Origin of the sequence: uncultured Bradyrhizobium sp., from assembly GCF_947648125.1 — a bacterium.
Lineage (GTDB): Bacteria > Pseudomonadota > Alphaproteobacteria > Rhizobiales > Xanthobacteraceae > Bradyrhizobium.
The window spans coordinates 61,486-80,645 of record NZ_CANSMR010000034.1; the positions used below are offsets into that span (position 1 = coordinate 61,486).

The 19,160-nt window shown below is 65.8% G+C and carries 16 protein-coding genes; 12 read left to right on the forward strand and 4 right to left on the reverse strand.

The window, feature by feature from the left end; translation table 11 throughout:
• Positions 1-870: a tRNA glutamyl-Q(34) synthetase GluQRS gene (gene gluQRS / locus Q0030_RS35375; RefSeq protein ID WP_298378112.1), complete on the reverse strand. Its 870-nt coding sequence runs from the start codon at positions 868-870 to the stop codon at positions 1-3.
• Between the two features lie 200 nt (positions 871-1,070).
• Here gluQRS and Q0030_RS35380 point away from each other — a divergent pair, with 200 nt between their 5' ends.
• Positions 1,071-1,724, forward strand: coding sequence for a DNA-3-methyladenine glycosylase 2 family protein (locus Q0030_RS35380; RefSeq protein ID WP_298378114.1), 654 nt, complete (start codon positions 1,071-1,073; stop codon positions 1,722-1,724).
• Between the two features lie 160 nt (positions 1,725-1,884).
• Positions 1,885-3,456 carry a glycosyl hydrolase family 17 protein gene (locus Q0030_RS35385; RefSeq protein ID WP_298378144.1) on the forward strand — a complete coding sequence of 524 codons (1,572 nt, stop codon included), beginning with the start codon at positions 1,885-1,887 and terminating at the stop codon, positions 3,454-3,456.
• Positions 3,457-3,464: 8 nt separating this feature from the next.
• Here Q0030_RS35385 and Q0030_RS35390 read toward each other — a convergent pair whose 3' ends face one another.
• Positions 3,465-4,352: a LysR family transcriptional regulator gene (locus tag Q0030_RS35390; protein ID WP_298378147.1), complete on the reverse strand. Its 888-nt coding sequence runs from the start codon at positions 4,350-4,352 to the stop codon at positions 3,465-3,467.
• 164 nt (positions 4,353-4,516) lie between these two features.
• On the opposite strand from Q0030_RS35390, the gene Q0030_RS35395 reads away from it, so the two are divergent.
• The 6 genes from Q0030_RS35395 to Q0030_RS35420 all read left to right on the forward strand — a co-directional run bounded on the left by Q0030_RS35395 (position 4,517) and on the right by Q0030_RS35420 (position 12,163).
• Positions 4,517-5,491, forward strand: a complete 975-nt coding sequence (locus Q0030_RS35395; protein WP_298378115.1) for a nitronate monooxygenase family protein — start codon at positions 4,517-4,519, stop codon at positions 5,489-5,491.
• A 33-nt stretch (positions 5,492-5,524) separates the two neighbouring features.
• The gene (locus Q0030_RS35400; protein ID WP_298378118.1) at positions 5,525-6,358 is read left to right on the forward strand and encodes an alpha/beta fold hydrolase; all 834 of its coding nucleotides are present in this window, start codon (positions 5,525-5,527) and stop codon (positions 6,356-6,358) included.
• 37 nt (positions 6,359-6,395) lie between these two features.
• Positions 6,396-7,943, forward strand: a complete 1,548-nt coding sequence (locus Q0030_RS35405; protein WP_298378150.1) for an AMP-binding protein — start codon at positions 6,396-6,398, stop codon at positions 7,941-7,943.
• Between the two features lie 105 nt (positions 7,944-8,048).
• Positions 8,049-9,134, forward strand: a complete 1,086-nt coding sequence (locus Q0030_RS35410; RefSeq protein WP_298378121.1) for a DUF2855 family protein — start codon at positions 8,049-8,051, stop codon at positions 9,132-9,134.
• Between the two features lie 111 nt (positions 9,135-9,245).
• Entirely contained in the window at positions 9,246-11,033 is a 1,788-nt protein-coding gene (locus tag Q0030_RS35415; RefSeq protein WP_298378124.1) for an NAD(P)/FAD-dependent oxidoreductase, read from the forward strand.
• A 152-nt stretch (positions 11,034-11,185) separates the two neighbouring features.
• A complete protein-coding gene (locus tag Q0030_RS35420; protein WP_298378127.1) occupies positions 11,186-12,163 on the forward strand; it encodes a peptidyl-alpha-hydroxyglycine alpha-amidating lyase family protein in 978 nt (325 codons plus the stop codon).
• A 234-nt stretch (positions 12,164-12,397) separates the two neighbouring features.
• Here Q0030_RS35420 and Q0030_RS35425 read toward each other — a convergent pair whose 3' ends face one another.
• Positions 12,398-14,158, reverse strand: a complete 1,761-nt coding sequence (locus Q0030_RS35425; protein WP_298378130.1) for a chloride channel protein — start codon at positions 14,156-14,158, stop codon at positions 12,398-12,400.
• A 193-nt stretch (positions 14,159-14,351) separates the two neighbouring features.
• Between Q0030_RS35425 and Q0030_RS35430 the strand changes: the two genes are divergently transcribed.
• Together Q0030_RS35430 and Q0030_RS35435 are read left to right on the forward strand one after the other, a co-directional pair.
• A complete protein-coding gene (locus Q0030_RS35430) occupies positions 14,352-14,909 on the forward strand; it encodes an HNH endonuclease (protein ID WP_016845270.1) in 558 nt (185 codons plus the stop codon).
• 60 nt (positions 14,910-14,969) lie between these two features.
• Positions 14,970-15,152, forward strand: a complete 183-nt coding sequence (locus Q0030_RS35435) for a hypothetical protein (RefSeq protein WP_298378134.1) — start codon at positions 14,970-14,972, stop codon at positions 15,150-15,152.
• 88 nt (positions 15,153-15,240) lie between these two features.
• On the opposite strand, the gene Q0030_RS35440 is transcribed toward Q0030_RS35435, so the two are convergent.
• Entirely contained in the window at positions 15,241-16,509 is a 1,269-nt protein-coding gene (locus Q0030_RS35440; protein ID WP_298378136.1) for an MFS transporter, read from the reverse strand.
• A 90-nt stretch (positions 16,510-16,599) separates the two neighbouring features.
• On the opposite strand from Q0030_RS35440, the gene Q0030_RS35445 reads away from it, so the two are divergent.
• Positions 16,600-17,103, forward strand: coding sequence for a MarR family transcriptional regulator (locus Q0030_RS35445; RefSeq protein ID WP_298378139.1), 504 nt, complete (start codon positions 16,600-16,602; stop codon positions 17,101-17,103).
• Positions 17,104-17,105: 2 nt separating this feature from the next.
• Complete coding sequence (locus Q0030_RS35450) at positions 17,106-19,157, forward strand: FUSC family protein (protein ID WP_298378142.1); 2,052 nt, start codon at positions 17,106-17,108, stop codon at positions 19,155-19,157.
• The last annotated feature ends 3 nt before the right edge of the window (positions 19,158-19,160 follow it).

Sequence of the window (19,160 nt, forward strand, 5' to 3'; positions counted from 1 at the left end):
CTATGGCAAGCCGACCATGCGGCGGATATCGGCCGGGCTGGCGCCCTCTGCCCGCAGCTCGCGCAGTCCGGTCGCCTGGGTCGATTTCGAAAGCTTTTGGCCGGCGGCGTCCCGGATCAGCGCATGGTGCCGGTACGCCGGCACGGGCAGGCCGAGCAGCTCCTGCAACAGCCGATGCACGCTGGTCGACCAGAACAGGTCAACGCCCCTGACCACATCGGTGATGCCTTGCAGGGCGTCGTCGATCACGACGGAGAGATGGTAACTGGTTGGGGTCTCCTTGCGCGCCAGGATCACGTCGCCCCAAGCCTCCGGCCGGGTCGCCACGTCCCCGGTCTCGCCGGCCGGGCCCTCGCCTACCTCCTGCCAGCGCAGGCCGCCGGTGCGCGCGCATGCTGCCGCCATGTCGAGCCGCAGTGCGAACGGCGCGCCCTGCCCGATCAGCCGGTCGCGCGCCTCGGCCGAGAGGGATTTCGCCGTTCCCGGATAGAGCGGCGCGCCGTCCGGATCGCGCGGCCATGCACCGCCGGCCTCGCGTTCCGCGACCAGCCGCGCGATGTCGGCGCGGCTCTCGAAGCTCGGATAGACCAGCCGCTCGGCCGCCAGGCGGTCGATCGCCGCGCCATAGGCGGCAAAATGCTCCGACTGCCGCCGCACCGGCGTCTCCCAGGCGATGCCGAGCCAGGCCAGGTCCTCATAGATCGCCTGCTCGAATTCCGGACGGCAGCGCGTCGCGTCGATGTCCTCGATCCGCAGCAGGAAGCGTCCGCCCGAATCGCGCGCCAGGTCGTGGTTGAGCAGCGCCGAATAGGCATGGCCGAGATGCAGGTAGCCATTCGGACTCGGTGCAAAACGGAAAACGGGTGGCATGGCGTTCGATCGCGCGTCATTGCCGGGCTCGACCCGGCGATCCTTGTTTGGGCATGATCTTCGCGCGAACGCCTTGCGCTTGTCGCGAGGGAAAACCGGTTTCCACTTTTCCGGACCATGCGGCTGGACAAGACTCTGTTACGATAGGAGATGGATGCGCGGGTCAAGCCCGCGCATGACAAGCCAATGCAGATCCCGCAATGCTGATCCATCTCGAAACCCAGGCCGACCTCGACGACGCCATTCAGAAGCTGGTCGACCAGGATCGGCGGCTGCGCCCGATCCTCGAACTGACCGGCATGCCGGCGATCCGGCAGCGTGAGCCGGGGTTTGCGGGACTTGCCGCGATCGTCTGCGGCCAGCAGCTATCGACCGCGAGTGCTGCCGCGATCTGGGGCCGCGTCAGCCAGGCGTTCGACCCGTTCCACCATGATGCGATCCGCAAGGCGCGGGCCGACCGGCTCGGCCGGCTCGGGCTCTCGGCGGCCAAGATCAAGACGCTGAAGCACATCGCGCGCGAGCTCGCCGAGGAACGGCTGAACCTCGACGTGCTCGCCAACGAAGAGGCCGATGCCGCGCACAACACGCTGACCGCACTGCCCGGGATCGGCCCGTGGACCGCCGACGTTTATCTCTTGTTCTGCCTCGGCCATGGCGATGCGTGGCCGGCGGGCGACCTCGCCGTCCAGGAAGCGGTCAAGGTCGGGCTCGGGCTGAAGGAGCGGCCGACGCCAAAGCAGATGGCACCGCTTGCCGAACCGTGGCGTCCGCTGCGCGGCGCCGCCGCGCATCTGTGGTGGGCCTATTATCGCGTGCTCAGGAATCGCGAAGGCGTGATCGCCGGCGCAAAGTAAGGCGTAAAAAACACTTGCCGGGTGATCGCGCGATAGATCATGAGTAGACCGATACTTTTTCAATTTGCCGGCGTCGCGCATTGATGCCCAGCACATCCTTCCTGCAAGGAGGACGGACCTGGTTTCGCTTCGCACTCCGCTGACGCTTCTTCTGTTATCCCTGGGCGCTATCGCCGCGGTGTGGTCGTGGCTGGGCATCCCGGTCAACCTGGTGCGCGCTCCGATCGATCCGAGCGATAAAGTCCAGTGCATCTCCTACGCCCCGTTCCGCAACAATCAGACATCACTTTCGCCAGAGACCAAGGTCTCGCCAGAACAGATCGCGGAAGATCTCGCGCAACTCGCGAAGATATCCGACTGCATCCGGACCTATGCGACCGATCTCGGTCTCGACCAGATTCCCGGGCTCGCAGCCAAGGCGGGGCTGAAAGTCATTCAGGGCATTTTCCTCGATCGGGACCGAAAGAAGAATGCGACGCAGGTCGAAACGGCAATACGCCTCGCCAAGGAATATCCAGACACGATCATCGCGCTCGTGGTCGGCAACGAGGTTCTGTTGCGCAAGGAAATGTCGGCGTCCGACCTCGCCGCCACAATCCGCTCGATCAAGGCACAGGTCAGTGTTCCCGTCACCTATGCCGACGTCTGGGAGTTCTGGCTGAGCAATCGCGAACTTGCCGACGTCGTCGACTTCATCACGATTCACATCCTGCCATACTGGGAGAATATCCCGATTCCCGCGGAACGTGCCGCCGCTCACGCTGACGAGATGCGCTGGCAGATCGCGGCGGTTTTTCCGGGCAAGGAAATCTTTATCGGAGAAGTAGGCTGGCCGAGCGAGGGGCGCATGCGCGAATCCGCGCTGCCGTCACGCGTCAATCAGGCGCGAGTGGTCTCGGAGGTGCTCGACCTTGCCCGGCGCGAGCATTTCCGCGTCAACCTGTTCGAGGCCTATGACGAAGGATGGAAGCGGGAGATCGAGGGCACGGTCGGCGGATCCTGGGGCCTGTTCGATTCCGAAGCGCGCACGCTGAAATATCCGGCTGGCCTGCCGATCAGCAATTTTCCGGCCTGGAAACTGCAGATGTGCAGCGGAATGGCGCTGGCGATCCTGGTGTTCGGCACAGCCTGGCTGACCTCGCGCCGCAAGCCGAGGGAGCCAAAGGAAGCAAGGCTCGTGTCGTGGCTTGCGGTCGGACTCTCTGCGACCACAGCCGGAATCCTGTTCGGGGTCGCCGCGCAACGACTGGTCTATGAGAGCTACGGCACCGGAGGCTGGCTTGTGTGGGGCTCGCTTCTTGTAGCGGCAACGGCCTCGCCGGTGTTCGGTGCCAACGCCCTGATGTCGGGCCGCGCACCGCCCAGCTTTGCCGAATTGCTGGGTCCGAAGGGCTACCACACTGAATCGATACTGGTGACGATGCACGGATTGGCCTTGATGGTCACCGCCGTGATCGGCACAGCGACAGCACTCGGCCTCATCTTCGACCCGCGCTTCATCGATTTTCCATTCGCGCCCCTCACGATGGCGGCGGTGCCTTTTGCAGCCTTGACGCTGCTCAATCCTCCCGGGAAGGGAAACCGCCCTCTGGCGGAATCGATGTTTGCCGGCATTTTCCTTGCCGCGGCAGTCTACACCGGGCTCAACGAAGGGCCAGAGAACTGGCAGTCGCTGTGGACTTGCGCTGCCTTCATGTTGCTCGCGGTAACGTTATGGCGGGCCCGCGCCTGAAAACACAGCTATCCGCGCAGCCTGACGCGGTCCTCGCGCGCGCAATCGGTGACGAAGCCGATGACGGCGCGCACCGAGGGAAGCTCGACCAGATCGGGATGGGCAAGCAGCCAGAGATCGGAGAGGCTCGACAGCTTTTGCGGAGCGACCCGAACCAGATCGGGATAATCGGCCCCGACCAGGCAGGACAGCGCGCAAATCCCGAGCCCGGCCCGCGCCGCCGCCAGCATGTCGCCCTGCGAGGAGCAGCGCATCACCAGCGTGCCCTGCCGCGTGATGACATCGCTCCACCGGGCCAGCCGCACATTCGAGGCCCGGTCGGCAAACCCGATCACGCTGTGTCCCCGCCATTCGTCCGGCCGCTCCGGCAGCTTGCGCCCGGCGGCATAACCGCGTGATGCGAAGAAGCCGGCGCCGAGCCGTCCGATCTTGCGCCCGATCAGGTTCTCGTCCCCGGCATCGACCGGCCGCAACACCACGTCGGCCTCGCGCCGGCGAACGCTCGCCGGAAACGGGTGGGTGATGATCTCGAGCTGGATGTTGGCGTGATCGCGCAGGAACGGCCCGAGCCGCGGCATCAGCCAATGCGCCGCCAGCGTGGCGCCGATCGACAGCTTCACGACGCCGCGGGCTTGCTCCCCGGTGGCGGACGCGGCCGCCTCGGCGCGCAGCGCCGCCGCCGCCATCACCTCGGTGTGCTCGCGGAATTTGCGGCCGTGCGATGTCAGCGACAATCCGTCATTGGAACGGGCGAACAGGCGGGTCCCAAGCTGCTTCTCGAGCGCCGCGACGTTGCGGCCGACGGTGGGATGGCTGATGCGCAGCCGCCGCGCCGCGCCGGCGAAGCTGCGCGTCTCTGCCACCGCGACGAAGGTCTTGCAGAGCTCCCAGTCCATGCCGCCCGCCCGCGCCATTGTTCATTCTTGCCCAATAAGCTGTTCAATATTGAACGTCATAACGCAACCGTCCAGCCTTATATTGCCGCGCCAATGGAGCCGCCGCTCCGGCCATCACACAAATCGCGATCCGCCCCGGGCGGCGCGCATGGAGGATCCGAACTATGTCGCTGCCCGCCTCGCTCGCCAACAGGCTTGAACTGCCGGTCGTCGGTTCCCCGCTGTTCATCGTCTCGGGGCCCGAGCTCGTGATCGCGCAGTGCAAGGCCGGCATCGTCGGCTCATTCCCGGCCCTCAACGCCCGCCCGGTCGCGAAGCTCGACGAATGGCTGACGCGGATCGAGAACGAGCTCGGCGAGTACCAGGCGCAGCACCCGGAGAAGAAGGTCGCGCCTTACGCGGTCAACCAGATCTGCCACGCCTCCAACGACCGCCTGATGCACGACATGGAAACCTGCGTGAAGCACAAGGTGCCCATCATCATCACCTCGCTGCGCCCGCCGTCCGAGATCGTCGAGGCCGCGCATTCCTATGGCGGCGTGGTGTTCCACGACGTCATCAACGTGAAGCACGCCCGCAAGGCCGCCGAGCAGGGCGTCGATGGATTGATCCTGGTCTGCGCCGGTGCCGGCGGCCATGCCGGCACGCTGTCGCCGTTCGCGCTGGTGCGCGAGGTCAAGCAGTGGTTCAAGGGCACCATCCTGCTGTCGGGCGCGATCTCCGACGGCTGGAGCATCGCGTCCGCACTCGCGCTCGGCGCCGACCTCGCCTATGTGGGCACCCGCTTCATCGCGACCGAGGAAGCCAACGCCGACCTCAGGTACAAGCAGGCGCTGACCGAATACGCCGCACACGACATCGTCTATTCGAACCTGTTCACCGGCGTGCACGGCAACTACCTCGGACCGTCGATCGCAGCCGCTGGCCTCGACCCGGCCAACCTGCCGGTCGCCGACAAGTCCAAGATGAATTTCGGCTCCGGCGGCAACACGAAGGCCAAGGCCTGGCGCGACATCTGGGGCTCGGGCCAGGGCATCGGCCAGATCACCGACGCCCCGCCGGTCGCCGAACTGGTGGCACGGATGAAGGCGGAGCTTGCGCAGGCGCGCGACAGCTTCACGACGCGGCTCAGCGCCTGACAGCCGATCCCGGACATCTCGCAGGAGCGCAGGATGAAGCGTCCGCTGTCATTGATCCTTCTCGCCATGCTCACGACGATGTCCAGCATGGCACGGGCCGGCGACAGCCCGTGGGGCGCGTTCGAGAAGAACACGCTCAATCCGGGCGAGATGTCGCAGGCGACGCCGGCGGATGTCGGCCTGGCCTTCGAACGCGTCGCAATAACGAGCCACGATCGCCGGCTCGACGGCTTCCTGGTGCGGGCAGCCGCATCCTGCCAGGCGGCGCCGGCGTTGCTGATCTTTCACGGCCGTGGCGAAACCGTAGCCGATTGGATCGCGGTGCAGAAATTCCTGCACGACAAATGCGTGTCCTCGCTCGTGTTCGACTATTCCGGGCACGGCCGGAGCAGCCCTCTCGGAACGATCGACAACATCGACGATGACAGCGTCGCGGCGCTCGACGCCTTCCTGAAGCTGTTTCCCGCCGGCGGACGTCGTTGCCTGCTCAGCCACTCCCTCGGCGGCGGTCCACTGCTTTACGCGGCAACACATGGCGACGCCAAACCGGACTGCATCGTCGTCGCAAGCCCGTTCTCGTCGCTGCGCGACATCGCCATTCGGGGCGGTGCGCCCGAGCAGGCCATGCTCAAGCTGCCGGACGTCTGGAACAACGTCGAGGCGGCGAGCCGTTTGTCGATCCCCCTGCTTTGGGTTCACAGCCGAACGGACAAGACGATCCCTGTCGATCTCGGCCAACGGGTCTATGATGCCAAGCCGGGAACGAAGGCCTCCAACGTGATCGATGGATTTGATCACAACGCGATCTACAAGGAGATGCCTGACGCGATCTGGTCACCGATCATCGCGTTTGCGAAGAGCATGTGAGCGGCGCGGGCCGGAAATCGGTAGTATCGAACACCGGCTGGACGATCGCGAGGAAACGGAACGAACTATGATCATCAGCGGCGACAGACAGATCAGCTACGGCGACATTCACGCCCGCATCGCACGGGCGGCGACCGGCTTCCGCGCGCTCGGCGTTCAGGGCGGCAAACCGGTCGGCATGATGCTGCGCAACGATTTCGCACTGTTCGAGGTGGTCGCAGCCTCCGCCGCGCTCGGCAGTCCGGTGGTGCCGATCAACTGGCATCTGAAGGCCGACGAGGTCGGCTATATCCTGTCCGACAGCGGCGCCGACACGCTGGTCTGTCACGCCGATCTGCTGCCGCAGATCCGCGAGGGGTTGCCGCCGGGGATCAAGCTCCTGGTGGTGACGACGCCGCCGGAGATCGCCGCCGCCTATGGCGTGGCGCCGGCGACCACGCGCGTGCCGGACGGCATGACCGATTGGGATATCTGGCGTGACACGCATCAACCGCTGACGGACGCGCCGATCGGCGCGGCGCCGATGTTCTACACATCGGGCACCACGGGTTTGCCGAAGGGCGTACAGCGCAAGCCGCTGCCGCTCGCACAGCAGGCCGCCGCCGCGCGCATCGGCACCATCACCTTTGGCATCAAGCCGGACGACGACCAGGTGATCCTGATGAACGGCCCGATGTACCATTCGGCCCCGCACTCCTACGGGATGTTCGCATTCCGCTCTGGCTGCACAATTGTGCTGGAGCCACGCTTCGATCCCGAAGACCTGCTGCAACTGACCGAACGCCACGGCGTCACCCACATGCACATGGTGCCGACCATGTTCGTGCGGCTGTTGCGGCTGCCCGAGGAGACGCGGCGCCGCTATGACCTGTCCTCGCTGCGCTTCATCGTCCATGGCGCGGCGCCCTGCCCGGTCGACGTCAAGCGCGCGATGATCGACTGGTGGGGATTGGTGATCAACGAATATCTCGGTGCCACCGAGACCGGCATCCCGATCTGGCATACAGCGGCGGAAGCGCTGGCCAAGCCCGGCACGGTCGGCCGCGCCATTGAAGGCGGCATCGTGAAGGTGTTCCGGCCGGACGGCTCGCTTTGCGACGTTGGCGAGCCCGGCGAAACCTTCATGCGTCAGACGTTGATATCGGATTTCGACTATCACGGTAACGCCAAGGCGCGTGCCGAGGCCGATCGCGACGGCCTCGTCAGCGTCGGCGATGTCGGCTATCTCGACTCGGACGGCTATCTGTTCCTGTGTGACCGCAAGCGCGACATGGTAATTTCGGGCGGCGTCAACATCTACCCCGCCGAGATCGAGAATGCCCTGATCGGCATGGCAGGCGTCCGCGACTGCGCGGTATTCGGCGTGCCAGACGATGAATATGGCGAGCGGCTGTTCGCCTGCGTCGAGCCGGAAGCGGACAGCACGCTGTCGGTCGCGGCGATCCAGGAATTTCTGCGCGGCAAGCTCGCCAATTTCAAGGTGCCGAGGGATATCCGCTTCATGGACGCGCTGCCGCGCGAGGCCACTGGCAAGATCTTCAAGCGCAAGCTGCGCGACCTCTACCGCGAAGGACAACTTCGCTGAACGATGGAACGGTGAAGCCGAACGGCGTTTGAAACTAAGTTGCTGTTGCAAACGGCCGGCGATCGACGCAACGATGCCGGCGCATCTGAAGCCGGGATCATCGCCATGAACGCCACTGACTTCATCGTCATCCGCAACGATCTGCAGCAATGCAAGGTGATCGAGACGCGATTGCCCGATGCCGCGGGCCTGCCGGCCGATGCGCTGCTGGTGAAGGTGACCCGCTTCGCCTTCACCGCCAACAACATCACCTACGCCGTGATCGGCGAGCAGCTGAAATACTGGCACCTGTTCCCGGCACCCGACGGCTACGGCATCATCCCGGTGTGGGGGTTTGGCGAGGTGCTGGTATCGAAACATCCCATGATCGCAGTGGGCGAAACGCTGTTCGGCTATTTCCCGATGGCGACTCATCTGGTGATCGAGGCGGCCGATGTCAGCAAGCGTGGTCTGCGCGACGGCGCCGCGCACCGCCAGGAGGTCTCGCCGGTCTACAATGCCTATGCCCGCGTGTCCGGCGATCCGACCTATGCCGGCCAGCAGGGCGATTTCCGCGCGCTGCTGCTGCCGTTGTTTATGCTCTCGTTCCTGGTCGACGACGCCCTGGCCGAGAACGCGTTCTACGGCGCGCGCCGCGTCATCCTGTCGTCGGCCTCGAGCAAGACCGCGTTCGGGCTCGCCCATCTGCTGCACAGACGCGGCATCCGGGTGATCGGGCTGACCTCGAAGGGCAATGTCGATTTCGTCACCTCGCTCGGCTGCTATGACGAGGTCGTCACCTATGACCAGGTCGCCGCGATCCCGGCGGCTGAGGCTGTGGCCTATGTCGACATGGCCGGCAACAGCGCGCTGCGCGAGGCCCTGCACCGCCACTTCGGCGCGCAGATGGTCTATTCCGGCCGGGTCGGGCTCACGCATCGTGCGAGCGAGCCGGATGAGCCGACGCTGCCCGGCGCCAAGCCGGTATGGTTCTTCGCACCGGACCAGATCCGCAAGCGCGCCAAGGAATGGGGTCCCGGCGGCATCGACCAGCGGTTCGGCGCTGCATGGACGGAGCTCGTGCCGCATCTGCCCAACTGGCTCGATGTGGTTGAACGGCGCGGTCCGGCCGCGGTGCGCGAGGCCTACCTCGATACCCTGCAGGGCCGCGTTCCGCCGGATCAAGGCCTGATCCTGTCGCTGGCCGAATAGGCGATATCCCGTCACGCCCTTTCTGCGGCCTCGCCATTGGGTATAGGCTTGCAGCCAAGGGAACGCCGCCAAGAAGACGTCACCAAGGCGGCCGATGACGAGAAACGCTCAATGCTCGACAAGACGGACGATATTTCGGTCGCCGCCGACAATTGGCTTGTGCAGTTCGAGGATGCGCTGGCAGGCCCCGACGATGTGCTGCTGAAGCCGCTGTTCCATCCCGAGAGCTATTGGCGCGACGTGCTGGCGCTGAGCTGGAACATCCAGACCGTCAACCGTGCCTTTGCCATCATCGAGGAACTGCCCGCGCATGCGCGCCGCAGCGGGCCGCATGATTTCCGCATCGATGCCGAGCGCGCGCCGCCCCGCCGGGTGATGCGCGCCGGCACGAACGCAATCGAGGCGATCTTCAAGTTCGAAACCGCTGTCGGCCGCGGCCACGGCATCGTACGGCTGATCCCGGATGCTGCCGACGGCGATCGGCTGAAGGCCTGGACCTTGCTGACGGCGCTGGAGGAACTGAACGGATTCGAGGAGCAGCAGGGAAACACGAGGCCGCGTGGACAGGCCTATTCCCGCGACTTCCGCGGCCCTAACTGGCTCGACCTGCGCAAGGCATCCGCGGAATATGTCGGCCGCGATCCCGATGTGCTGGTGGTCGGCGGCGGACAGGCCGGGCTTGCGATCGCCGCGCGGCTGCAACAGCTCAAGATCGATGCGCTGGTCGTCGACCGCGAGGCGCGCGTCGGCGACAATTGGCGCAAGCGCTACCATGCGCTGACGCTGCACAACCAGGTGCAGGTCAATCACCTCCCCTACATGCCGTTCCCGCCGAACTGGCCGACCTACATCCCGAAGGACAAGCTCGCCAACTGGTTCGAATCCTATGTCGATGCCATGGAGCTGAACTTCTGGACCGGCACGGAATTCGTCGGCGGCAGCTACGACGAGGCAAGGGGACGCTGGACCATCGAACTGCGCCGTGCCGACGGCACGACGCGAAAAATGCAGCCGCGCCATGTCGTGATGGCGACCGGCGTCAGCGGCATTCCGAGCGTGCCTGATATCCCCTCGCTGAAGGCTTTCTCCGGCCAGGTGCTGCACTCCAGCGGCTACGCGGACGGCGAGCACTGGGCCGGCAAGCGCGCGCTGGTGATCGGCACCGGCAACAGCGGCCACGACATCGCGCAGGATCTGCACTCCTCCGGCGCCGAGGTCACGCTGGTGCAGCGCTCCTCGACGCTCGTCACCAATATCGAGCCGTCGGCGCAGCTGGCCTATGCTGCCTACAATGAAGGCTCGCTCGAGGACAGCGACCTGATCGCGACCTCGATGCCGCTCGCGCTCGCCAAGCGCAGCCATGTGCTGATGACCGAGCAGTCGAAGCAGCTCGACAGGCCGCTGCTCGACGGTCTCGCAAGCAAGGGCTTCAAGCTCGATTTCGGCGACGGCGGCACCGGCTGGCAATTCAAGTACCTCACCCGCGGCGGCGGCTATTACTTCAACGTCGGCTGCTCCGATCTCGTCGCGAGCGGCGCGATCGCCCTGAAACAATTTGCCGACATCGAGACCTTCGTGCGCGAAGGCGCACGGCTGAAGACCGGCGAGACGGTTGCCGCCGACCTGATCGTGCTCGCGACCGGCTACCGGCCGCAGGAAGAGCTGGTGAAGAGGCTGTTCGGCGAGGCCATGGCCGCGCGCGTCGGCCCGATCTGGGGCTTCGGCGACGGCCAGGAGCTGCGCAACATGTACACCCGCACGCCGCAGCCCGGCCTGTGGTTCATCGCCGGCAGCCTCGCGCAATGCCGCATCAACTCGCGCTATCTCGCGCTGCAGATCAAGGCGATCGAGGAAGGGCTGTTGCCGCGCGACGTCGGGCCGGTGGCGAAGCTACCGTAGCCAACATCGTCGTTCCGGGGCGATGCGCAGCATCGGACTTTGATGTGCAATTGCACATCTGAGAATCCATCAAGCCGCAATCTCTGCGGATAAATGGATTCCGGGCCCGCGCTTCGCGCATCCCGGAATGACGAAGGGAGGGAGACGAACAAATGCCAACCATCCTCGGCACCGGCGAGCATCGCTACCGCGTGGTGGAGAATTTCGCAAAACTCCCGGACGGCTGGAGCCTGACCGATGTCGCCTCCGTCGCGGTCGACAGCAAGGACCGTGTCTATGTCTTCAACCGCGGCGACCACCCGATGGTGGTGCTCGACCGCGAGGGAAACTTCATGAGGAGCTGGGGCGAAGGCGTGTTCGCGCGCGCCCACGGCCTGCATATCGATGCCGACGACAATCTCTATTGCACCGACGACGGCGACCACACCGTGCGCAAGTGTTCGACCGACGGCAAGGTGCTGCTGACGATCGGCATCCCGAACAAGCCGGCGCCGTTCATGAGCGGCGAGCCATTCCATCGCTGCACCCATACCGCGCTGTCGCCGAACGGCGAGATCTATGTCTCGGACGGCTACGGCAATGCCTGCGTTCACAAATACACGCCGGACGGCAGGCTGATCAAAACCTGGGGCGAGCCCGGCACCGATCCCGGCCAGTTCAACATCGTGCACAACATCGCGACCGACGCCGACGGCTGGGTCTATGTCGCCGACCGCGAGAACCACCGCGTCCAGGTGTTCGACGGCAACGGCAGATACGAGACGCAGTGGAACAATCTGCACCGGCCCTGCGCGCTGTGCTGCTGCGGCGGCGGCAAACAGCCGAACTTCGTGATCGGCGAGCTCGGCCCCGGCATGGCCGTGAACCGCAAGGTGCCCAATCTCGGCCCGCGGCTGTCGATCGTCGATGGCACCGGCAAGCGCATCGCCCGGCTCGGCGGCGAGCACGGACCCGGCGTCGAGACCGGCAAATTCCTGGCGCCGCACGGCATCGCGCTGGATTCGCGCGGCGACATCTATGTCGGCGAAGTCGGCGTCACCGACTGGAAGACCAGCTTTCCGGACACCGAGATGCCGGCCGCGGTGCGCGTGACGCGGTGCCTGCAGAAGCTGGAGAGAGTTCGGACGTAATGTCGAATACCCCTAACTCCGTCACCCCCGCGCAAAGGCTTCGCCTTTGTCGCTGGAGGAGCGCGCATCGCGCGCGTCTCGATGGGTCGACGGCCGGGCTGGTGGCCGCGCATCCTTCGAGACGCGCGTTCCGCGCTCCTCCAGCGACAAAGGCGAAGCCTTTGCGCGGGGATGACGGGGCAGGCAGCGGGCGCTGCGACTGAGATCAATCCCGCTTGATGCCCGCTGCCGCAATCAAATCTCGCCGATCACCTCGCGGCGGCGTAGCTCGGATTCTTCCGCGTAGCGCCGCATCGCGTGCGCTTCGGTGAGCAGGCCGATCGGCCGCCGGTCGCCGTCGCCTTCGACCACCGCGAGCGATTCCGCCTCGGCCGCGTCGAACACCGCGATCGCCTCCTGCACGTTCATGGCAGGATGCAGCACCACGTCGGCGTAGCGCAGGATGCCGGCAAGCCCCTTGTCGGCCTCGAGATCGGGCGCGTGCGCTTCCGCGACCAGCGCGAGCCCGGCATAGCGTCCATCGCTGTCAACCGCGACGACCTGGGTCTTCGAGCCGGGCGGGAATTCCTCGCGAAACGCCTCGATCGGCATCGCGGCGTTCACCGTCGTCATGTCCTGCCGCATCATCTTGCCGACCGTGAGATCGCGGATCCAGCCGATATCGGCGGCGCTGCGGATGGTCTCGCCGCGCAGGTGCAGCCGCCAGGTCGCGAACGAATAGCCGAACAGCTCGCGCGTGATCGTGGTCGAGATGATGACCGCGACCAGCACCGCGGTGGTGAGCCAGAGATTGCCGGTGGATTCCAGCGCGATGAACGACATCGTCAATGGTCCACCGATCACCGAGGCCGACAGCGCGCTCATGCCGATCACCGCATAGGCGTTGGGATCGAGGTTGAGCCCAGGCCACACGATATCGACGCCGGCCGCAAACAGCCGGCCGCCGAGCGCGCCCATGAACAGCGTGGCGAAGAACAACCCGCCGCGGAAGCCCGAGCCGAGCGACACGATCGAGGCCACCGCCTTCAGCGCGAACACGCCGGCGATGAAGGTGAGCGGCATCGCTACGATGCCGGCGAAGCGCAGCGCGCCATGCCCCGACGACATCACCTGCGGCGTCAGCAGCGCCATGGCGCCGACCGCAAGCCCGCCCAGCGCCGGCCGCAGCGGCGGCCAGAGCCGGGTCTTGGCAAGCAGCGTCTCGCACAGCGCCACCCCGCGCATGATCGCAATCCCGGTCAGGGCCGCCACCACGCCGAGCAGCGCGGCGATCGCAAGATCCCGTCCGAGCACGTCGCCGACGGTTCCGACGCCGACGCCGAGCGGCAGCGGCTCGAAGGCATGGGCGACGAAATAGCCGGCCACCGCCGCCACACCGACCGGGGTCAGGCTCGCCGGCGTATAGCCGCCGATCACAAGTTCGAAAGCGTAGAACGCGCCGGCGAGCGGCGCGCTGAAGGCCCCTGCGATTGCCGCCGCCGCGCCGCAGCCGACCATGATTCGCTGGTCGTTGCGGCGGAGATGAAAACCACGGCCGAGCGAGGCGGCCAGGCCACTGGAAAGCTGGGTGTAGCCGGCCTCGAGCCCGACCGAGCCGCCGACGCCGCTCGACCAGATCGTCTGCAGCGCCACGATCACGCTGCCGCGGAACGACATCCGGCCGCCATAAAGCGCGTTGGCCTCGATCGGGTCGATTTCCCGGGCCGGCCGGACCCGGAGCAGCAGCAGGAACGCTACTCCAAGCACCAGTCCGCCAACCGTGGGAACCACGAGCGCCCGCACGGGATCGATGCTGGGCTGGCTCGACAGCCGATCGCCCAGCGGCAGATTGAACAGCACCGAATGCAGTACCGTGACCAGGCTGCTCATGACCGCGACCACGAGGCCGCCAATGGCGCCAATCAGCAGCGCCAGCACCACGAGGCTCGTCTCGTGCGCACGCACAAATGCGCGCAACCGGCGCGGCGCCTCGAGATAGCTTGTGGTCGTGGTCATCGGCAGGGGTCCGTCACTGGCCGACAGGGCCTTGCGGCTCCCTTTACGGGCCTCGCGGGCGGGAGGCAATCGGGGCAGGAACATGGCAGGGCCCGGCGGATAAGCCGCTCATTGCTCTTCACAATCCCGTCACGCTGCCTGTAGTATGTGAGTGCATGCTGCTTCGCAGCTAATGGGAGATCAGGAGCGTTATTTGAACGCACATGTCTCGCAAGGCGGTTGGCCGGTGCTGGTCTTGAATGCGGACTTCCGGCCGCTGAGTTATTACCCGCTGTCGCTCTGGTCCTGGCAGGACGCGATCAAGGCGGTGTTCCTCGATCGTGTCAACATCGTCGAATATTACGACCGGGCGGTACGAAGTCCTTCCTTCGAAATCCAACTGCCGAGCGTCGTCTCCCTCAAATCCTTCGTCAAGCCGACCACCCACCCCGCCTTCACCCGGTTCAACGTTTTCCTTCGCGACCGATTCAGCTGCCAATATTGCCTGTCGGGCGACGACCTCACCTTCGATCACATCATTCCGCGCAGCAAGGGTGGCCAGACCACCTGGGAGAACGTCGTCGCCGCCTGCTCGCCCTGCAATCTGCGCAAGGGCAACCTGACGCCGCAGCAGGCCAAGATGTTTCCGAAGCAGACGCCCTACGCACCGACGGTGCATCAGCTCCACCGCAACGGCCGGCTGTTCCCGCCGAACTATCTGCATGAGAGCTGGCTCGATTATCTCTACTGGGATACTGAGCTCGATCCGTAGGGCGCGCTGGCGGCGCGGAGGATATGTGCCGAGACTTGTCGGAGCGGCACTCGTTCACGGATGAACGACGATCAGACCAAAGGTTGGTTGCGGCTGCAGCGCTGGCTCGTATTCCGGCACCGCGCCTTCGCCATGGCGTTGACGCGCGTTGCCGAAGTGAACGACGCCGTTATGCGCGGTGATATCTATGTCGGCGGCCTCGCCGGCGAGGACTGGAGCCGGTTGATGCACAACTTCGGTTGAGAGCGGGCAGCGCGCTGCGTCGAGAGGTTATCGCGCGATCGCCCGTCTTTGGCCAACGTGGGATTTGTTCGACGGTTGGAGCGCGTCATCAACGCGGCATCTGCCCATTGCTTTCCGGGCTGCCCAGCTCCGGCGCCGACTGTCCCGGCGGGAGGAGTTGCCCGGCCAGGACCACGCCGAGCATTGCGATCGCCGCCATCACGAGCGTCCAGCTGACGTACAGCTGGTGACCGATCAACGCGCCGCTCAGCAGCGGCGCGCAGATATTGGCGCCTGACATCAGCGATTGGTTGAGGCCCATGATCATGCCCTGCCGGTTGATCGCGGTGCTGCGCGACAGTTCGGCGGTCAGCGTGCTGCGGGCGAACATCATGCCGACGATGATCAGCGTCAGGAAGGCCACAAGCAGGCTGATCCGGTCAGCGAACGCAAGTCCGACCAATCCGGTCGCCATGCAGGCGAACGCCGCCAGGACAATGATGCGGTCGGAAGCGAAGATATTCGCACGCGTGATCAGGGCACACTGCACGACCATGTTGATGAAACCGGCATAGGCGAACACGGCGCCGAGTTCGCGGGCGCCGAAGGCATGCCCGTTCCAGCTGAACCGCGCCGACAGGAACAGGCCGATCTGCGACAGGAACATCGAATTCACGAAGAAGAACACGATGAGCAGACCGAGCACGCGCCACGCATAGCGTATCCCGACGATCGTGCGCGCCGGCGTCGGCTCCGGCACCCGCTGCTGATAGAGCGGCTCTGCGGCCGGATGATCCGGCGACAGCAGAACGATCGTGGCAACGATGCTGATCAGCGACAACGCTGCGGCAGCCCAGACCGGCGCGGTGTCGCCGTAGTGGACAAGGAGGCCCGACAGCGCGGGGCCGACCAACAAGCCGGTCCCGATTGCGCCGCTGGTCATGCCGAGCGCCTGCTTGCGGGCCTGCGGCGCGCTGTGCTCGGCCGCATAGGCGTGCGCCACCGAGATGTTGCCGGATGTCAGCCCGTCGATGATGCGGGCCAGGAACACAAGCGCCAGATTGCCCGCGATGGCCAGCAGAACGAAGCCGACGCAGGTGCCGATCTGGCTCACCACCAGCACCTTGCGGCGGCCGTAGCGGTCGGAGAGCACGCCGACGATCGGGCCGGCGATCAGCTGACACAACGCATAGACCGAGATCAGCGCACCGATCACGAACGGGGTCGCGCCAAGCCGCTGCGAGTAGAACGGCAGCAACGGCAGGATGATCCCCAACCCCGTCGCATCCACGGCGACGACGATGAAGGTCGGGACCAGCGCCAGGCTGCTGTCGCCCCGAAATTCTTCGCCCGCTCCTGCCGTGGAGCCCGTGCCCATTGCCGCTTGCTCGATCGCTTTTACGTGATCACCAGGAATATTCCAGGCTATATAGTTGCAGCCTAATAGTTTGCATCCTATCTAATTTGCATGCCTCCTTCGCAATCCCATATCCACGCCGAGATCGGCCGCCTGATCACCAGGCTCGCCCGGATCTGGCGTCGCGAGTCGGATCAGGCGCTGTCTGATCACGGCCTGTCCTACGCGACAGCGATTCCGCTGCTCGTGCTGTCGCGGCAGGGGGAGAACGTCCGCCAGGGCGTGCTCGCCGACGAACTGGGGATCGAGGGGCCTTCGCTGGTGCGGCTGATCGATCTGCTGCAGTCCGAAGGCCTGGTCGAGCGTCGCGAGGACCCGACCGATCGGCGCGCCAAGACGCTGCATCTCACCGAGGCCGGCGACGCCAAGGTCGAGGAGACCAACCGGGTACTGCGCCGCGTGCGGGCCAGCGTGCTGAAGGATATCGGCAGCGAGGAACTTGCGGTAACCTTCGAGACGCTGCAGCGCATCGAGCAGCGAGCAAGCCGCCTGCAAGATGCCAAGAGCGCTGCAGCCAAGACCGCTGCAGATAAGACCGCTCCAGAGGCGAAATAGTCATGCGCGCGGAAGAGCCGTTCCTGATCCGCCACGCGGATCTCATCTTCGCGTTGAAGACGTTCGCCGCGTCGATGCTGGCGCTTGTCATCGCATTGGCGATCGATCTGCCGCGGCCCTATTGGGCGATGGCGACGGTCTATATCACGTCGCAGCCGCTGGCGGGCGCGACCAGCTCGAAGGCTTTCTTCCGCGTGATCGGCACCCTGGTCGGCGCGAGCATGACGGTCGCCCTGGTGCCGAACCTGATCAATGCGCCGGAGCTGTTGTGCCTCGCGATCGCGCTCTGGGTCGGACTTTGCCTTTATCTGTCGCTGCTCGACGGCACGCCGCGTAGCTATGTCTTCATGCTGGGCGGATACACCGTCGCGCTGATCGGCTTTCCGTCGGTGGCCGACCCGGGCAGCATTTTCGATGTCGCGCTGGCGCGGGTCGAAGAGATCTCGCTCGGCATCATTTGTGCCAGCCTGGTGTCGACAGTGGTATTTCCGCGCAGCGTCGCGCCGGCGGTCGGCGGCCGCGTCAGGGGCTGGCTGTCGGATGCGCGCCGCCTCTCCCGCGACGTGCTGCTCGATCGCGGGACCAGCGAGACGCGCCGGGCCCAACGCCTTCGCCTCGCGACCGACATCGTCGAGATCGATACGCTAATGACCCATGTCGCCTATGACCGGCTGGCCGACGCCGGCACCGTGCGCGGCCTCGGCGAGGTCCGGCTGCGCATGCTGATGCTGCTGCCGATCATCACGTCGATCGAAGACCGGCTTGCCGGGCTCGGCGAAGCGGCGCTGCAAAGGCAGCCGGAGCTGCGGCACCTGATCGGCGATCTCGCCGCCTGGATCGTGGACGACGATCGCCAGCGGCAATCCGGCGACGAGATCCGCGCTGCGATCGCCGCGCGGCAATCTGCCCTCGACGGCCTCGCGCCGCGGGAGCGCATCATCACCATCAGCCTGCTGCTCCGGCTCCGCGAGTTGGTCGACATCTCGGCCGACTGCCGCGCAATCGGCGATGCGATTGCCGCGGGCCGGGATATCTCCACCATCCCGCTGGCGTTCCACCCGGAGTCGGGCGCGGCGCCAGTCCGTCATCGCGACCACGGCATGGCGCTGTGGTCAGCCGCGGGGGCGGCAGTGGCCATCCTGATCTGCTGCGGCCTGTGGATTGCAACCGGCTGGGCCGATGGCGCCTCGGCGCCGATGATGGCCGCGGTCGCCTGCTCCTTCTTCGCCGCGCAAGACGAGCCGGCGCGCAGCATCCGGGCCTTCGGCCTGTTTTCGCTGGTCGCGATCGTCGTCGTCGCGATCTATCAGTTCGCGCTGGTGCCGGGCATCTCCCATGTCGAGGTTCTGATCGCCGCGCTGGCGCCGACCTTCCTGCTGTACGGCTTCCTGATCGCGCGGCCGAAAACCGCGCCGATCGGCATGGCGCTCGCCGCCAACACCGCGACGCTGCTGGCGCTCCAATCGACCTACAGCGCGGATTTCGCCAGTTTTGCCAACACGTCGGTCGCCTTCTTCCTCGGTGTCGTGATCGCCGAGATCGTGACGCGGGTCGCGCGCGGCGTCGGCGCCGAATGGATCGCCAAGCGACTGATGACGTCGGGCTGGCAGACGCTTGCGGTCGCGGCCGAGCGGCGTGGCCACGGCGACCGGGCGCAGTTTGCCGGCCTGATGCTGCATCGGCTCGGCCTGTTGGTGCAGCGCATCGCCTTTATCTCCGAAAGCGACCGCCGCGATGCCGACAGCCTGGTCCAACTGCGCATCGGGCTCAACATCATCGACCTCAGGCGAGCTCGTTACGGCCTCGGCGCATCGACCGTGCGCGCCATCGACGACATGCTGGACGCCCTCGCGGCGGCATTTCGCGCCCATGCGGACGAGGCAATGCCGGCCGAGCTGCTGTCGTGCATCGATGCGGCGCTCGCCGCGGTCGTCAAGGATCCCAATGAGCGCGCGCGGGACGATGCATTGCTCGGCCTCGTCGGCATCCGCCGCGGCCTGTTTCCGGATGCACCCGCGTATCGATCGCAGCCCGAGGAGAGTTTTGCTGCATGAGAT

Bases quoted from the DNA above. Each gene is read 5' to 3' on its own strand.
- gluQRS (WP_298378112.1), bottom strand. From the start codon at position 870: ATGCCACCCGTTTTCCGTTTTGCACCGAGTCCGAATGGCTACCTGCAT.
- Q0030_RS35380 (WP_298378114.1), top strand. From the start codon at position 1,071: ATGCTGATCCATCTCGAAACCCAGGCCGACCTCGACGACGCCATTCAG.
- Q0030_RS35390 (WP_298378147.1), bottom strand. From the start codon at position 4,352: ATGGACTGGGAGCTCTGCAAGACCTTCGTCGCGGTGGCAGAGACGCGC.
- Q0030_RS35395 (WP_298378115.1), top strand. From the start codon at position 4,517: ATGTCGCTGCCCGCCTCGCTCGCCAACAGGCTTGAACTGCCGGTCGTC.
- Q0030_RS35400 (WP_298378118.1), top strand. From the start codon at position 5,525: ATGAAGCGTCCGCTGTCATTGATCCTTCTCGCCATGCTCACGACGATG.
- Q0030_RS35410 (WP_298378121.1), top strand. From the start codon at position 8,049: ATGAACGCCACTGACTTCATCGTCATCCGCAACGATCTGCAGCAATGC.
- Q0030_RS35415 (WP_298378124.1), top strand. From the start codon at position 9,246: ATGCTCGACAAGACGGACGATATTTCGGTCGCCGCCGACAATTGGCTT.
- Q0030_RS35420 (WP_298378127.1), top strand. From the start codon at position 11,186: ATGCCAACCATCCTCGGCACCGGCGAGCATCGCTACCGCGTGGTGGAG.
- Q0030_RS35425 (WP_298378130.1), bottom strand. From the start codon at position 14,158: ATGACCACGACCACAAGCTATCTCGAGGCGCCGCGCCGGTTGCGCGCA.
- Q0030_RS35435 (WP_298378134.1), top strand. From the start codon at position 14,970: ATGAACGACGATCAGACCAAAGGTTGGTTGCGGCTGCAGCGCTGGCTC.
- Q0030_RS35440 (WP_298378136.1), bottom strand. From the start codon at position 16,509: ATGGGCACGGGCTCCACGGCAGGAGCGGGCGAAGAATTTCGGGGCGAC.
- Q0030_RS35445 (WP_298378139.1), top strand. From the start codon at position 16,600: ATGCCTCCTTCGCAATCCCATATCCACGCCGAGATCGGCCGCCTGATC.
- Q0030_RS35450 (WP_298378142.1), top strand. From the start codon at position 17,106: ATGCGCGCGGAAGAGCCGTTCCTGATCCGCCACGCGGATCTCATCTTC.